The organism is Lentimicrobiaceae bacterium (genome assembly GCA_020636745.1).
GTDB lineage: Bacteria > Bacteroidota > Bacteroidia > Bacteroidales > Lentimicrobiaceae > Lentimicrobium.
The window spans coordinates 83,388-99,216 of the sequence record JACJXH010000008.1 but is presented as its reverse complement, the minus strand read 5'-3'; the positions used below and the strand labels follow the sequence as shown (position 1 = coordinate 99,216).

At 41.1% G+C, this 15,829-nt stretch carries 12 protein-coding genes; 7 read left to right on the top strand and 5 right to left on the bottom strand.

All coding sequences use genetic code 11. The features are described 5' to 3' along the window. Positions 1-133: 133 nt before the first annotated feature. Positions 134-1,336, top strand: coding sequence for a pyridoxal phosphate-dependent aminotransferase (locus tag H6541_12345; GenBank protein MCB9016580.1), 1,203 nt, complete (start codon positions 134-136; stop codon positions 1,334-1,336). A 160-nt stretch (positions 1,337-1,496) separates the two neighbouring features. Here H6541_12345 and H6541_12340 read toward each other — a convergent pair whose 3' ends face one another. Continuing rightward, entirely contained in the window at positions 1,497-2,489 is a 993-nt protein-coding gene (locus tag H6541_12340) for an inorganic phosphate transporter (GenBank protein MCB9016579.1), read from the bottom strand. A 542-nt stretch (positions 2,490-3,031) separates the two neighbouring features. Here H6541_12340 and H6541_12335 point away from each other — a divergent pair. Together H6541_12335 and tviB are read left to right on the top strand one after the other, a co-directional pair. Continuing rightward, on the top strand, positions 3,032-4,000 hold the full coding sequence (locus H6541_12335) for a Gfo/Idh/MocA family oxidoreductase (GenBank protein MCB9016578.1): 969 nt from the start codon (positions 3,032-3,034) through the stop codon (positions 3,998-4,000). A gap of 44 nt (positions 4,001-4,044) precedes the next feature. Next, complete coding sequence (tviB, locus tag H6541_12330; protein MCB9016577.1) at positions 4,045-5,304, top strand: Vi polysaccharide biosynthesis UDP-N-acetylglucosamine C-6 dehydrogenase TviB; 1,260 nt, start codon at positions 4,045-4,047, stop codon at positions 5,302-5,304. Between the two features lie 78 nt (positions 5,305-5,382). Here tviB and H6541_12325 read toward each other — a convergent pair whose 3' ends face one another. The 4 genes from H6541_12325 to H6541_12310 all read right to left on the bottom strand — a co-directional run bounded on the left by H6541_12325 (position 5,383) and on the right by H6541_12310 (position 9,262). Beyond that, positions 5,383-5,772, bottom strand: coding sequence for an OsmC family protein (locus tag H6541_12325; protein MCB9016576.1), 390 nt, complete (start codon positions 5,770-5,772; stop codon positions 5,383-5,385). Positions 5,773-5,877: 105 nt separating this feature from the next. Next, positions 5,878-7,062 carry a SpoIIE family protein phosphatase gene (locus H6541_12320; GenBank protein ID MCB9016575.1) on the bottom strand — a complete coding sequence of 395 codons (1,185 nt, stop codon included), beginning with the start codon at positions 7,060-7,062 and terminating at the stop codon, positions 5,878-5,880. An 8-nt stretch (positions 7,063-7,070) separates the two neighbouring features. Further along, positions 7,071-8,933: a 4Fe-4S dicluster domain-containing protein gene (locus H6541_12315; protein MCB9016574.1), complete on the bottom strand. Its 1,863-nt coding sequence runs from the start codon at positions 8,931-8,933 to the stop codon at positions 7,071-7,073. Positions 8,934-8,998: 65 nt separating this feature from the next. Beyond that, positions 8,999-9,262, bottom strand: a complete 264-nt coding sequence (locus H6541_12310) for an NAD(P)H-dependent oxidoreductase subunit E (protein ID MCB9016573.1) — start codon at positions 9,260-9,262, stop codon at positions 8,999-9,001. A gap of 311 nt (positions 9,263-9,573) precedes the next feature. Here H6541_12310 and H6541_12305 point away from each other — a divergent pair, with 311 nt between their 5' ends. Genes H6541_12305 through H6541_12290 form a run of 4 tightly spaced genes read left to right on the top strand, consistent with a single transcriptional unit; the run spans position 9,574 to position 15,777 of the window. Beyond that, positions 9,574-10,038 carry an NAD(P)H-dependent oxidoreductase subunit E gene (locus tag H6541_12305; protein MCB9016572.1) on the top strand — a complete coding sequence of 155 codons (465 nt, stop codon included), beginning with the start codon at positions 9,574-9,576 and terminating at the stop codon, positions 10,036-10,038. A 32-nt stretch (positions 10,039-10,070) separates the two neighbouring features. Then, on the top strand, positions 10,071-11,987 hold the full coding sequence (locus tag H6541_12300; GenBank protein MCB9016571.1) for a 4Fe-4S binding protein: 1,917 nt from the start codon (positions 10,071-10,073) through the stop codon (positions 11,985-11,987). A 25-nt stretch (positions 11,988-12,012) separates the two neighbouring features. Further along, positions 12,013-13,737: an iron hydrogenase small subunit gene (locus tag H6541_12295; GenBank protein ID MCB9016570.1), complete on the top strand. Its 1,725-nt coding sequence runs from the start codon at positions 12,013-12,015 to the stop codon at positions 13,735-13,737. A gap of 21 nt (positions 13,738-13,758) precedes the next feature. Then, positions 13,759-15,777, top strand: coding sequence for a 4Fe-4S binding protein (locus H6541_12290; GenBank protein ID MCB9016569.1), 2,019 nt, complete (start codon positions 13,759-13,761; stop codon positions 15,775-15,777). Positions 15,778-15,829: the final 52 nt, after the last annotated feature.

The window sequence follows — 15,829 nt, the reverse complement described above, 5'->3', positions numbered from 1 at the left end:
GATTAACACTTTACAATCGGACAAAGGTCGCAAATTTTCAAGTTTTTAGCATATAAAATGCTTGTATCCCACATTTTAAATTCATTAAATTTGTCACCTTTCTCATTTCGTACAAGAATAAAAAAAGATACCCATGAATATACTATCTAACAGAATTAACAAATTAGCTGAATCGGAAACGCTGGCAATGACCAGGCGCAGCAGAGAATTGAAAGAACAGGGCTTTGACGTTATCAACTTAAGCATCGGGCAACCCGATTTTAATACGCCCGACTATATTAAAGAAGCTGCCCGCGAAGCTCTTGATCAGAATTTCACGTTTTACCCACCGGTCAACGGGTATCTTGATTTACGCAAAGCCATTGCCCTTAAGTTAAAGAGAGATAACAACCTTGACTATTCACCTGAACAGATAGTAGTATCGACCGGAGCCAAACAAGCTCTGGCCAACACCATGCTAAGTCTGGTTAATCCGGGCGACGAAGTCATTGTTCCGGCTCCATATTGGGTTTCTTACCGCGAAATAGTTAAACTTGCCGAAGGAGAATCGGTACTGATACAGGCCGGAGTTGAAACTGATTTTAAGGTTACGCCTGACCAGCTCGAAAAAGCTATCACCAGCAAAAGCAAGGTTTTTATTTTTAGCAGCCCATGCAACCCAACCGGTTCTGTATATTCAAAAGAAGAACTTGCTGCATTAGCCGCTGTATTTGAAAGACACCCGGGTATTTATATTATTTCTGACGAAATTTACGAATTGATAAATTTTAAAGGCAAACACGAATCAATTGCTCAATTTGAGTCAATTAAAGACAGGGTTATTATCATCAATGGCGTTTCAAAAGGATTTGCCATGACAGGCTGGCGTTTAGGCTATTGTGTTGCAGCGCCTGATATTGCAAAAGCATGTGATAAAATCCAGGGACAATTCACTTCTGGTGCAAGTTCTATTTCGCAAAGAGCAAGTATTGCAGCTTTACTTACCAATCCGGCCGAATCTGAAGAACTTAAAAACATGATTGAAGTTTTCAGAAAACGACGCGATTTATTTCTTAAGCTTATCAACGACATTCCCGGCTTTAAAACCAATATTCCCGATGGCGCTTTTTACTTCTTCCCGGATGTAACCTGGTATTTTGGCAAAAAAAACAACGACATCACGATTTCAAACAGCACAGACCTTTGCAACTACCTGCTCGATCAGGCTCATGTTGCCCTGGTGCCTGGCGAAGCTTTCGGAAATCCTGACTGCATCAGACTTAGCTATGCCACTTCAGAAGCCGAATTGACAGAAGCAGCCAAAAGAATAAAAGAATCGCTGGCGCAGTTAAGCTAACATAAACCTCATTCGATTGCAAAGGAAAAGGCCATTTTCACAAATGGCCTTTTATTTTGTACCTACACCTTTGATTCCAACATCCATACTTCAGGACAGGATAAACTCGTCACAATAAAATCAAACTACTTAAAATTTGAGCAGAACAGAATTACGACCATCAGAGGTAGCCCAATTTATCAACAATATAAATCAAAGTCAATGACAAGCTGAAGGCTATAACCGGAGCAATGATCCACATGAGAAAGAATTTTTTGACTTCAGTTCTCTTAAAGATATTCTTTGTCCCTAATTTGGCCACACCAATTCCCAAAATTGCAGCCACATTCAACTGAACAAGCGATGTTGGAATTCCCTTGGTAATTGAAGCTGTCAGCAATAAACTGGCAGAAACAAAAGCTATAATTACTGCTTCAAACTTTCCGAACAAAACAATCTCCTTTCCGGTATTTTTCAAGATTTTATTGCCAAAAATCGAACTCCCGATAGCAAAACTAGGAGCCACAATAAGTGTTGCCAGAATCATAATCAGGATAAAGTTTTTATCCATTGAAATATTGAGTTCATTTGCTGTCATGGAAGCTATAGGACCTGAAGCATTTGCCACATTATTGGCCCCGATAGAGAAAGCCACATAGAGCGACATAAAAAGTATAATCACATCCAGTACAGGCTTTCTGTTCACATTGCTCGAACGTGAAATCGTCAAACCCCTTCTGCGCATGGGCTTATAGATATATTTTCCAAGAAACAGACTGATAAAAAAGGCGATAACGGGTAAAATAAACCAGGCTGGAATTATTTCAACAAAAAGCTTATGCGCATTGGCCTGCTGAAAATAAATGGATTGTGCAACAACCGCTAAAACAGTTGATTGACTGGTTGACTGCGGAATGCCTGCCAAATTTGCAACCAGCAATGAAATAGCCACAGAAAACAAAATTACGGATACTACCGGAAAAGTAAGAAATTCAGGATTTATCAAACCTTTTCCCATTGTGGTTGCTGTTTCCTTGCCAGCAATTATGGCACCCAAAAAAACCATCAAACCAAACAAACCAGGAATAAGGCTCTTTCTGATAACATTGGCACCATAAGCTGCAGAAAATGCAGGCCCCGTTCCACTACCTCCCATCGTAATGGCCAATAACATTGCGATAATAAACGGGATGAGTAAGGTGCTGAATAAAGGCGAAACCATAATTGGGCAGAATAATAAAAGCCTGAATTAATTTTGGCAAAAGTAAGTTAGTTTTAACATTTTATCAATCCGATATTGCCATTCCACAAACTAATCTAATCCACTCACTAACATTCTATTACAAAAATTTTTAAAATCAGCAATACCTTTTCATTTATCGTACTGTTTTCCAAAAAGCCATTATAAAGCCATTTCGTCGTGCTTCTTTGTTTTTTTATGCCGGTTTGTCTGTACTTATGGCAATCCAATATCCTTAACAATTTATTGCCTGATTCGTAAAACAGTCAACCGCCCGGAGCCAGTTAAAAATTAAAATGAATTATAAATCATTTCATGAAAAGCATTGTTTATTTTGTGCGTATTAAGCCAATCAATAAACAATGTTTTCTAACTTTGTACCAATGAAAGCTGCAGGAAAACACAGCAGCAAAACATAAATACACTTCTCATACTATAAATTCACCCAGGCTGATACCACATTAATCAAAATCTGAATGACTGAACAGCATAACAATCCACTGAATTTTGCCCTGATTGGCGCAGCAGGCTACATAGCTTCGCGGCATATGAAAGCCATTAAAGAAACAGGAAATAAATTGGTTACGGCCCTCGACAAATATGACAGTGTAGGCATCATTGACAGCTATTTTCCTGAAGCAGATTTTTTTACCGAGCCGGAACGTTTCGATCGACATCTGGACAAATTACGCCGCAAAGGCGACAATAAGATTGATTTTGTAAGTATCTGCTCCCCTAATTACCTGCATGATGCTCATATAAGACTGGCTTTACGCAACGATGCACATGCCATTTGTGAAAAGCCATTGGTCTTAAATCCTTGGAATGTGGATGCACTGTCGGATATTCAAAAGGAAACAGGAAAGCACATTTTTACCATTCTTCAGCTCAGGCTTCATCCTGCCATTATTGCCCTGAAGAAAAAAATTGAAGAAGGCCCGGCCGACAAGATTTACGACATAGACCTGAGCTATATAACCAGTCGTGGACGGTGGTACTTTATATCATGGAAAGGTGACATTGAAAAATCAGGCGGCATAGCCACAAATATTGGGGTACATTTTTTTGACATGCTTACCTGGATATTCGGAGAAGTTGAGCAAAACACAGTTCATGTGCTTACCGATGACCAAGCCGCAGGTTTCCTTCAGCTTAAACAAGCCAGGGTGCGGTGGTTCCTGAGTATTAATGAAAAATCATTACCCGAATCGGCCATTCAGGCTGGTAAACGCACATTCCGTTCCCTTACCATTGAAGGAGAAGAGTTCGAATTCAGCGAAGGGTTTACTGACCTGCACACAACCTCTTATCGTCACATACTGAATGGAGGCGGGTTTGGGCTGGAAGATGCACGACAAAGCATCCTTACAGTTTTCAATATCAGAAATACGCAGCCTGTTGGTTTAAAAGGTGATTATCATCCCTTGGCCTCAAAAACTTTTTAGTAAAATACAGGTAAATCCTGGCAAACAGAATAAAAACCACGAATATGAGCGAAAAAATAAACATCGGTGTTATTGGATTAGGATATGTAGGACTGCCTTTAGCAGTTGAATTTGGTAAAAAATTCCCGGTTATGGGATTTGATATAAATCAGCAGCGTATTGATGAATTAAAAAATGGCCATGACCGCACGCTGGAAACTTCCGATGAAGATTTAAAAGCTGCAGTTCAACTAAAATACACTACCCAACTTGAAGAAATTAAAGACTGTAATTATTATATAGTTACAGTGCCCACACCTATTGATAATCACAAAAGGCCTGATTTAACCCCTTTGATTAAAGCTTCGGAAACAGTTGGAAAAGTATTAAAGGAAGGCGATATTGTAATTTATGAATCTACTGTTTACCCTGGTGCTACAGAGGAAGAGTGTGTTCCAGTGCTTGAGAAATTCAGCGGTTTAAAATTCAACCAAAACTTTTACTGTGGTTACTCCCCTGAGCGAATCAACCCTGGAGACAAAGTGCACACGGTTACAAAAATATTGAAAGTAACATCGGGTTCAACCCCTGAAATTGCCCAAAAGGTTGACAACCTCTATAAAAGCATTATTACTGCCGGAACCTACATGGCATCAAGCCTGAAAGTAGCTGAAGCCGCAAAAGTAATTGAAAATTCGCAACGCGATATTAATATAGCTTTTGTGAATGAGCTTTCACTCATTTTCAACAAAATAGGCATCGACACGCATGAAGTACTTGCTGCCGCAGGAACTAAATGGAATTTCCTGAAATTCTACCCGGGCCTGGTGGGAGGTCATTGCATTGGAGTTGATCCTTACTACCTTACATACAAAGCCCAGGAATTGGGCTACAACCCCGAAATTATCCTTGCCGGTCGCAGGCTCAACGACAACATGGGTTTTTATGTTGCCAACAGGGTAATTAAAAAAATGATTCAAAAAGGGCATACCATTGCAGGCAGTAAAGTCTTAATTCTGGGTATGACCTTTAAAGAAAACTGTCCGGACATCAGAAACTCACGGGTCATAGATGTTGTTTCTGAATTCAAGGAATACTCATGTAATGTTGATGTTTTTGACCCCTGGGCTGATGCTGCCGAAGTTAAACATGAATATGGAGTTGACCTGATTGCCAAGCCTGAAGGAACGTACGATGCAGTTGTTCTGGCTGTTGCCCACAATGAGTTTAAAAAGCTGGATATTAAAGCTTTTGGCGGCACAAATTCCGTTATTTACGACATCAAGGGACTGTTGGATAAAAACATGATTGACGAAAGACTGTAAGTCATTTTACATAAGCAAAAAGGCTTCACCGGATAGTGAAGCCTTTTTTTATAAATACCTGGAAACAAACAATGTCAGCTATCCAATAGTAGCACTTACTGTCATTACCGGAGGATTGTGCAAATGACGCTTAACAGCACACAGGTTGGCTGAATTCACAACAGCATCCTTATATTTTTCGGGAAAATCTTCCGGCAAAATAATTTTAATGTCAAGATGAGAAATCATGTGTGTTTCAGGGTTAAATTTCATATCCTGCTCAAGGCTGATACCCTCGGTAGGGATACCACGCTGATCGCAAAACGATTTCACATAAATGCCTGCACAGGTTCCGATTGAAGCCAGAAACAAGTCAAAAGGCGCAGGAGCTGAGCCATCACCTCCAGCCCTGACAGGCTGATCTGTAACAATCTGACGGCCATTAAACTCGGCTATCACCTTTTTACTTCCTTCAAAAGTAATTCTCATTTTTATTCCCTTTCTTTAATAATTAAATTTAATAATACATTGAAAATCAAAATATAACAGAGTGCAATAATTCAAACAAGTAAATCAGCCGGAAGCAAACGAAAGTTATATAAAAGTAACGCTGACCTCTTTTAGAAATTTTTCTTCGAGTAGTCTGGCAATTCTCTTAACCACAGTACGTCGTATTTCAAGTTCAACAGGCAGGCTGGGGTCTTGATGTGCAATGTTGATACGGGTTCCAATCAAAAAATGGATTTCATCGCTTTCAATCAGCATTTTAACGATACGATCGGCTGGTCCTTTGGTTAGCCGGGTACTGTTGCTGTATGTTTTAAGAATTTCCGTAACTTTCCCTAAAGTTAAAATACCTTCGGTGACCAGATCAACACCATCCATCATAGAAATGGGAGGCAAATCAGGATCGTCAAAATCAAAACTATCTTCAATTACCCTGTTTAATTCCCTTGAAATAATATCAGCCGTGGTTGCTCCGCAAATAATTTTCTGCCCCTGAAACTCATTCACCTGGCGGGCAAGCAAGGCATCGTTGTGATCTTCAAAAGGAGGCCCGGTACAAACCAGCAGCTTTCGGGGATCTCTAAAATAGATTACACCACAACTGGTGTCATCTTTCGATAAATATGCATCATTGACATGAGCCATATTTACCACCTTATGCGAGAGTTGAAGTGCCGACAGTTCAGGTTCATGATTTACCAGCTCATGCACATATTGCAGAACATTTTCGCGTCCCCATCCAAACAGGTATTTGCCTGTACCTAAACCTGACTGGGCAACACCATCGCTGAAAAAGATAATTCTGTCCTCCTTTTCAGGCATAAACTCACAACTCTTAAGCTCTTTTCCGGCATTTTTTTCGCCACCGAGCATCACACAAGTCCACTCAGGTTCAAACACCTGCTTTCCGCGAAGAATAATAGCCTGGGGATTGTCATACTCCAGAATCCTCACTTTACCATCAAATTCAATATCAATAATGGTAAAAGTTGAATAACTCATTTTTCGTTCACTGCACACCGGCAAAGTATTCATAATGATCTCAGCAATGCGATGAACTTCTTTATGCTCAAGTGTAAAATTTAAAGCCATGGTTGCAGTTAGCGTTGCAAGCATATTTGCTTTAACGCCATGCCCCATACCATCAGACAGCACCGCCACAATCCGGTTTTCTTCCTTGATGCGTCTTGAAAGGAAAACATCTCCACAAATTCTGGATTCGTGATGATTTTTCAATTCAGCATTAACTTCAATATAAAACCTGTTGTCCATGCGGGAGTTTACTTTTTGCCTTCTTTGTGCGATTCAATGATGGAATTAAGCATACGCTCAGTTTTTGCAGCTCCTTCGCCGAGCAGGAATGCGATTTTTTGGACCAGGTCAAAGTTTTCATCTATTACATCGGTAACCCGGCTGATTACTTCTTCCTTTCTGACTTCCGGCAAATACATATCGCGTAGCACGGCTCCAGCAATTTTTCCTTTTTTTATTGAAAATACAGAAACATTTATCAATCTTTCGCCTAAATGCACATCTCTGTTCACCAAATTTTCATTATTGGAAATGACCGCCGAAAACAGCTTATAAATCTGAAACGGAAGCAGGGTTTTTAAATCAGCCCCTACCAACCCGGGAATTATTTCATTAATATCAGCAGCATCCTCGCCTAGAGTATTGATAAAACTTTGGTTTGATTCAATTACTTTCAGGTTTTCATCCACAATAACAATTGCGCTAGGCAATTTCTGCAGCATAGATGATGTTCTTTCAAGTGCTTCCTGTGCCATCTGTTGTTCATGCCTGGCCTTACGTTCTGATTCCAGCAAAGCATCCTGAGTACGGGCAAGTTTTTCGTTGGTAAGTTTTAGCGTTTTAATAAAATCATGTTTACTTCTCAACGAATAAGTGATACACATGTCAGTTTTGGTTAGCCCTTTGGCTACCGCAACCGCAAAATCGCGGCATGATTCAAATCCACAAGCCCCGCACCCCAGTTTATCATGTGTTTCCTGTTTGCCAATTACCTTCAGAATTTCTTCCACTTTTTCTTCGGGTGGTTCAACAAGCCTTTGATCATCAATTACAAATGAAGCCTTGAAATTAGAGAGAGCCGTATGTTTTTTGCAGGCTTTTTCCCATTTTTCCAAATCAAAGTTTTTCAGCTTTTTTATTGCATATTCTGTCACCAGGGTTTTGCGGGCATATTTCTTTCCTCCTTTTGAAGTACCGGGCCCCATCAAACAACCTTCGCAGTAAAACAAGTTAAAATGTCTTTTGATAAATTCAATTGAAGATTCGAATTCACGAATAGCTTCCAGCACATTATCCTTGCCTTCAGCAGTGATGATACTGCCTTTCATTAAATCTTCACTGAGATTGGCTGCCTGCAATATGCCATTGCTTACAGCATACAATGAACCTTTATAGCCCAGTGGCGGATCAAAGTCAGAATATTCAACAGTGCTTTCCTTGATATTTAATTCGTCAAATAACTGCCTTAACTCCACAAACGTAAGAACAGAGTCAACTTTTGAGCTTCCTTCAAATCTAAGTGCTTCATCCTTAGCCGCTATACAAGGTCCTATATAAACAACTTTAACCTGCTCGCCATAAAGTTGTCTGGCCAACTGAGCCGATGCAATCATTGGCGATACAATCGGAGCCAGATTGTCTATTAATCCGGGATGAAATTTCTCAATAAGAGCCACAATAGGCGGGCAATTGGTCGCAATATAGTACCGCCCCATAAAGTTTGAAAAAAGCTCACGATATTGTTCAGCCACCAGATCAACGCCAAATGAAACTTCATTCACATAGGAAAAGCCAAGCTCACGAATCATTCTCACAAACTTCCGGTAATCGGTAATATCATCAAACTCGCCTGAGATACTTGGCGCCACTATGGCCACTGTTTTCTCACCTGAAGCCAGTAAACTCTTGGTTTCTTCGCAGGCATCGCGGTATGAAATTGCCAGTGGAGCGCATACCTGCAGGCAACTACCACAACCAATACACATGTCGTGAACAACAACCGGCGCTTCAATATTTGATTTAACCTGAATAGCATTTACCGGACAAGCCCTGACACAAGCAAAGCATATCTTGCACTTATCACTGTTTATATTGATTAAAGGTAGTTTCATTTAAAGGAAATATGTTAAACCGTAGAACTGTTTATCCAACAGTAACAAAACAAATAAGTTTCCGATCAAATATTGGGGTCGGCACTCCCAAACCTCCGGTCAAGAATAGCGATAACCTTTTCTTCAGTTAACTGATCATACTCGCGGCCATCGATATGCAACAACGGGCCTTTATCGCAGCTACTAAAACAATGTGCTCCGTGAAAATGCACCAAATGTCGCAAATTATGTACATTCAGATATTCGTCCACAACTTTAACGAGCCGTTTATTCCCTCTCGAAAAGCAGGAGCTGCCCAAACAAATCTGAATATCTACTCTCTCATCCATTATTATTTCGAAAATTTAAACTTGAAACCTTTGATTCGGTAAAACGTAAATTTAAACGTTTCAGATGGTGCAAAGTAAACATAAAGTTTAGAATGAATGCATCCTGACGTATAAATGCCCAAGATATTTTTCGGGCATTGTTGTTACCAAAAGAACAAAAATAATAAATTTCATGAAAAATATCTGTTAAAAGATTAACATTGTTAAAAAAATAACAGTAATTTTAGCAGCGGATTTTAATTTTAATCATGCGCTCACATTTGAAAAGCACCTTTTCAACAAACATATATTTTACTGAATAACAGCAGAATATGGCAGACAAAATTGATGAAATAATAAAAAACCATTCCAACATTCAACGCGATGGCCTGTTGCCGCTTTTACAGGAAATACAACTTGAAACCGGGTACCTGTCTGAAGAATCCATCATCCGCATTGGCAGCGCATTAAATTTGCCCATCAGCAAAATTTACGGAGTAGCTACTTTTTACGATCAGTTCAGATTTGAGCCTAAAGGAGTTTTTCACATACGTATTTGCCATGGCACCACCTGCCATATTAACAGTTCTGCTAAAATCATACAGGAAGCAGAGCGCTTGCTAAAAATTAAGCAGGGCCAAACCACCCGTGACGGGCTGTTTAGCATTGAAGTTGTCAATTGCATGGGAGCTTGCGGATTATCGCCCGTAATTGCCATTAACGACCAGTACTTTAGCGGGGTTGAACCTCAGGACTTAAAGAACATCATTGAAAACTGCAAAACAAAATCAGTTTAACTATGACTTCGACAACGGATATCGGCACCGAAATGTTAAAAAACATTTTATTGCTCAATAAACCTGCTGAGAACCAAAGTGCATACGATTACCACTTAGGACTGCTTCGTCGCGACACAGTGGTTAAACCCGTTATTTTCGTGGGTGCCGGCACTTGCGGTATGATTGCAGGAGCAGGCAAAACATTAAACGCTATTCACAACTATCTGCATGAAAAAAACATAGATGCCGAGGTTGTTGAAGTTGGTTGTATTGGCCTTTGCACACATGAACCACTTGTGGATGTACAATTGCCGGGTAAACGAAGAATTTCATTTTCAAACATTACTGAAAACCGGGTTGAGTCATTGCTCGATGAAATTTTAAACTCGGTAATACCTGACGAACAGGTACTTGGGCAATATTCTCACCCACACCATGAAGCCTGGGAACAAGTTAAGCTGCTTGCCGAAATCCCGTTTTTCAGGTTACAAAACCGGATGGTTATTAAAAATTGTGGTATTATCAATCCCTTTTCAATTGATGAATATATAGCCAGAGGCGGCTACAAATCATTAACCCGCGTATTGCGCAATTATTCAGCAGAAAAAGTGTGCGAAATTGTGGAAGAAAGCGGCTTAAGAGGCCGAGGAGGTGGAGGCTACCCTACCGGCAGAAAATGGAAATACGCTCTAAATACGCCCGATGAAGAACGCTTTATGATCTGTAATGGCGACGAAAGTGATCCGGGAGCGTTTATGGACAGAGCCATGTTTGAAGGTGACCCTCACCGTGTAATAGAAGGATTGGCCATTGCATCCTACGCCATTAATGCCAAACGAGCTTATATATATGTTCGTGCTGAATATACATTGGCAGTTACCAGACTGAAACACGCCATTCAGCAGGCCGAAAAAGCGGGCTTACTCGGGCATAATATTTTAAACAGTGGTTACAATTTAACCATTCAGGTTCGCGAAGGCGCGGGTGCTTTTGTTTGTGGTGAAGAAACAGCACTTATTTCAAGTATTGAAGGCAAGAGAGGAACGCCAAGGCCCAAACCTCCATTCCCGGCCTTGCGGGGACTGTTCGGCAAGCCCACCATTGTAAACAATGTTGAAACGCTGGCCAATATACCAGCCATACTTGACCATGGCCCGGCCTGGTTCTCATCCATTGGCACAGCCCGCAGCAAAGGCACTAAAGTATTTGCGCTGGCAGGTAAAATATCAATTATAGGCTTGGTGGAAGTAAGCATGGGCACTACCCTTAAAGACCTTATCTATCATATCGCTGGAGGTGTTAAAAACGGGAAAAGAATTAAAGCCGTTCAACTCGGCGGACCATCGGGAAGTTGCCTGCCTGAACAAAGCCTTGATGTTGAAATTGACTACGAATCGCTCCTTGAAGCAGGCACGATTATGGGATCAGGCGGACTGGTAGTTATGGATGAAGACACGTGTATGGTAGATATTGCCAAATTCTTCACCGATTTTCTTCAGCGGGAAAGTTGTGGCAAGTGTATTCCATGCAGAGAAGGCTCAAGAAGGATGCACGAAATTCTTGAAAACATTACGCGCCGTCCGTTAAATGAAAGCGGTTTTGAAACATTAGAACGATTTAAAGGCGTTATGCAACTGGGCAATCTTGCTGAAGTAATCAGAGACACATCACTTTGCGGCCTTGGGCAAACAGCCCCCAATCCATTAATCAGCGCACTAAAGTATTTCAGAGAAGAGTTTGAAGAGCATATTTTTGATCGCAAATGCAGGGCCGGGGTTTGCAAAGACCTCAGGCTTTACTATATTGATGTTGAAAAATGTACAGGTTGCACAGCCTGTGCTAAAAAATGCCCGACAACCGCAATCATCGGTTCACCGAGAAACCCTCATTTTATCATAGAAGATAAGTGCATCGGCTGCGGAATTTGTTTTGATGTATGCAAATTTGTTGCTGTTTTCGTTAAATAAAAACTGAGTTCAAAAGAGACCCAAAATGAATTTCCCGATTGAAGTAAATAACAAAACCATTACTGCACGCAAGGGAGAAACCATACTTGAGGCACTGGAAAGAAACGGTATAAAAGTTCCTACCCTTTGCCACATGCCAGGCCTCTACCCTACCGGTTCATGCCGCATGTGTGTGGTAGAAGTGGAAGGGAAAAGCAACCTGATAACGGCCTGCGCATACCCTGTTGAAGAGTGGATGAAAATAAAAACACATTCACCCAGAGTAGTTAACGCCCGAAAAACAAATGTAGAATTATTGTTAAGCAACCACCCTGACGACTGCCTGTATTGCGAACGAAACGGCAATTGCGAGTTGCAAAATTTTGCTGAAGAACTAAACATCAGAGAACGACGTTTCCCGGGCAAAAAAAACAAGTATAAAACCGATCCTTCAGGTTCAAGTATCGTACGTGACCCGGCAAAATGTATATTATGCGGCCGTTGTGTACGTACCTGCGATGAAATTGTTGGAACTTCTACTTTAGGATTTATTGGCAGAGGGAATAAAACCATTATTGGCCCTCCATTCAATAAACAAATCAATCTCTCAAGTTGCATTACCTGTGGTCAATGCATTATGGCCTGTCCAACCGGGGCCTTGCATGAAAAGCGCAGCTCTTCCGACTTGCAAAATGCATTGCACAACCCTGACATTCATGTAGTAATGCAAATTTCGCCAACAGTTTCGGTAAGTATTGCCGAAGAATTTGGCATAAAAGCAGGTAAAGACATGAATGGCGTGTTAACTGCGGCCTTGCGCAAAACCGGGTTCGATAAAGTTTTTGATGCCACTTTTGGTGCCGATATTTATATCATGGAGCTGGCAACTGAAGTTGAAAATCAAATAAAATCGGGACAAAACCAACCTGTATTCACCAGCGATTGTCCCGCTTGGGTAAAGTATGCCGAACAGTGGCATCCCGACTTTTTAAATCATCTGTCGCGGTGTAAATCTCCTCAGCAGATGCTGGGGTCGGTTATCAGAAGCTATTACACTGAACAATTTCACATAAATCCCGACAAACTATACATTGTATCGGCCATGCCCTGCACAGCCAAGAAATTTGAAGCTCAGCGGGAGCAAATGACCCACAAAGGAATTAGTGATGTTGACGCAGTACTTACCACCCGCGAGCTGGCCCAATTTATCAGGCTTAACGGGGTTGACATCCAACAAATTGAACCCGAGTTACCCGATTTCCCTTTTCATATAAGAAGTTCGGCCGGCCGACTTTTTAGCATTTCAGGTGGCGTTACAGAAGCGCTAATCCGTACACTTTATTATCGCATTACCGGAAAAGAATTTACAAACTTAAAAATCAGTGAATTAAGAACACAAAAAGATTACAAAGAAATAAAACTTAAGATCGGTGACTATAAGGTGGGCTTTGCAGTAGTAAGTAATGTTAAACTTGCCTCCAAACTAATTGATGAAATAAAAGCCGGCCGCGATGACATTCATTTTGTTGAAGTCATGACCTGCCCCGGAGGCTGTGTAAACGGAGGTGGACAACCCATTGTTGAGGATACCGGAGCCATCAAAGCCAGAATAAAAACCATCTACGAAATCGATGATAAAGATTCCATCAGGTTTCCTTACAAAAACCCATCTATAATTGAACTTTACAGCGACTTTTTAGGAGAACCCGGCAGTGAAAAAGCCCTTGAGCTTCTTCATACAACCTTTAAAAAGAGAGAAGTTCCGCTATAACCATAATCTGAATCATAAGACATGGACCCATCTGAATACAATTTTAAAAAACCGCTTGTCAGCACGATGAAAGAACGCTGCAGGGTTTGTTATACCTGTGTGAGAGAATGTCCTGCCAAAGCCATAAAAATCAGCAACGGCCAGGCCGAGGTTATTCCTGAGCGCTGTATCGGATGTGGCAATTGCATTAAAGTATGCAGTCAGAATGCTAAAGTATTCCGCAAAGAAATTGATATTAGCAACCTGTTAACCAGCGGAAATACAAAAGTGGCGGCTATTGTAGCGCCCAGTTTTCCGGCAGAATTTTCCGAAATTAAAAATCACCGGTTACTTGTATCATTAATTCGTTCATTAGGTTTCGATTATGTTGCCGAAGTTGGATTCGGGGCCGACCTGGTTGCCGAAGAATATAAAAAGATATTAAAATCAGGTCAATATCCTCCGGTAATTTCATCGGATTGCCCGGCAATTGTGCGTTATATCGAACATTATTATCCCGACCTGGTAGGTTCACTGGCTCATATCGTTTCACCGATGGTTGCCATGGGCAGGGTCATGCGCAAAAAATACGGGCAGGAAATAAAAATTGTGTTTATTGGCCCGTGCATTGCCAAAAAAGACGAATCAGATGAAATAGATGCCGTACTCACATTCCGCGAACTGCGCGAAATGATAGCTAAAAAAGGGCTTATGCCTGCAGATGTAGTACCTACAAATTTCGATCCCCCCTTCAGTGGTAAAGGCTCAATATTCCCCGTGAGCCGGGGCTTGCTAAACACCATGGGAGTAAGGGAAGACATTTTTGAACGGAATGTCATTGTTGCTGAAGGCCGAAGCGATTTTCAGGAAGCCATCAAAGAGTTTGAAAGCGGACAAATAGCCCAGGAACACCTCGAATTACTGTGTTGTGAAGGATGTATAATGGGAGCAGGCATGTCGCCTTACCCGTTTTTCTCAGCAAGCAGCCGCCGGTATCGCAAAAGAGCCAGTGTGAGTGATTATGTACTCAATAAACTTGAAACACTCGATCAAAAACAATGGGAAGAAGACATGGAGGAATTCTCCACGATTGACCTTTTCAGAGATTTTGAAGTAAAAGACATCAGGTATAACAGGCCAGGGCAGGAAGAAATTGAAAATACGCTGAACAAGATGGGCAAATTTGGCCCTCAGGATCATCTCGACTGCGGCGCTTGTGGCTATGATTCGTGCGAAGACCATGCCATTGCTATTATCAGAGGACTTGCCGAACATGAAATGTGCCTGCCCTATACCATCGAAAAACTGCACAATTATATCAGGGAACTCAACATTTCGAACGAAAAACTTGCCAACACACAGGAAGCACTGAAACAATCAGAAAAACTTGCCGGAATGGGGCAGCTTTCGGCAGGTATTGCTCATGAGCTCAATAATCCGCTGGGCATAATAACCATGTATAGCAACATTCTAAAGGATGAGGCTCCGGTAGATGATCCCGTAAGAAAAGACTTAGATCTGATTGTTGAACAAGCTGAGCGATGCAAAAAAATTGTTGGAGGCTTGCTAAACTTTGCCCGCAAAAATCAGGTAAGTCTCGACGAAGTAGATATCAACAAATTAATTGAACATTCTATCAGTTCAGTAATTGTCCCTGTTAACGTTAAAATATCTCTCGAATCTCAGATAAAAAATCCCCTGGCTAATCTTGACTATGATCAAATGGCACAGGTTATTACCAATTTGTTAAAAAATGCAGTTGAAGCAATGCCAGAAAAAGGCGGGCAAATACACGTCAGGTCTATCGATTCTTCCGACGAAATTACCATTTACATTTCTGACACAGGAACAGGCATTGCCAAGGATAACATGAGCAAACTCTTTACCCCGTTTTTTACAACCAAAGCCATTGGAAAAGGAACCGGGCTAGGCTTACCTATTATCTACGGAATAGTAAAAATGCATAAAGGTGGCATTTCGGTTAAATCAAATGCAGATCCTGAAAAAGGGCCCACAGGCACAACGTTTACCATCACCTTGCCCAGAACACCCATCAACTAACCGCTCAGCAGAACACCCCAGATAAACGGCACAACAAAAATTTAAAAGGTTA

Excerpts from the sequence above, each read along its gene's own strand:
- H6541_12305 (MCB9016572.1), top strand. The coding sequence starts at position 9,574 with ATGGCAGACAAAATTGATGAAATAATAAAAAACCATTCCAACATTCAA.
- H6541_12340 (MCB9016579.1), bottom strand. The coding sequence starts at position 2,489 with ATGTTATTGGCCATTACGATGGGAGGTAGTGGAACGGGGCCTGCATTT.
- H6541_12335 (MCB9016578.1), top strand. The coding sequence starts at position 3,032 with ATGACTGAACAGCATAACAATCCACTGAATTTTGCCCTGATTGGCGCA.
- H6541_12300 (MCB9016571.1), top strand. The coding sequence starts at position 10,071 with ATGTTAAAAAACATTTTATTGCTCAATAAACCTGCTGAGAACCAAAGT.
- H6541_12310 (MCB9016573.1), bottom strand. The coding sequence starts at position 9,262 with ATGGATGAGAGAGTAGATATTCAGATTTGTTTGGGCAGCTCCTGCTTT.
- H6541_12290 (MCB9016569.1), top strand. The coding sequence starts at position 13,759 with ATGGACCCATCTGAATACAATTTTAAAAAACCGCTTGTCAGCACGATG.
- H6541_12325 (MCB9016576.1), bottom strand. The coding sequence starts at position 5,772 with ATGAGAATTACTTTTGAAGGAAGTAAAAAGGTGATAGCCGAGTTTAAT.
- H6541_12320 (MCB9016575.1), bottom strand. The coding sequence starts at position 7,062 with ATGGACAACAGGTTTTATATTGAAGTTAATGCTGAATTGAAAAATCAT.
- H6541_12345 (MCB9016580.1), top strand. The coding sequence starts at position 134 with ATGAATATACTATCTAACAGAATTAACAAATTAGCTGAATCGGAAACG.
- H6541_12315 (MCB9016574.1), bottom strand. The coding sequence starts at position 8,933 with ATGAAACTACCTTTAATCAATATAAACAGTGATAAGTGCAAGATATGC.
- tviB (MCB9016577.1), top strand. The coding sequence starts at position 4,045 with ATGAGCGAAAAAATAAACATCGGTGTTATTGGATTAGGATATGTAGGA.
- H6541_12295 (MCB9016570.1), top strand. The coding sequence starts at position 12,013 with ATGAATTTCCCGATTGAAGTAAATAACAAAACCATTACTGCACGCAAG.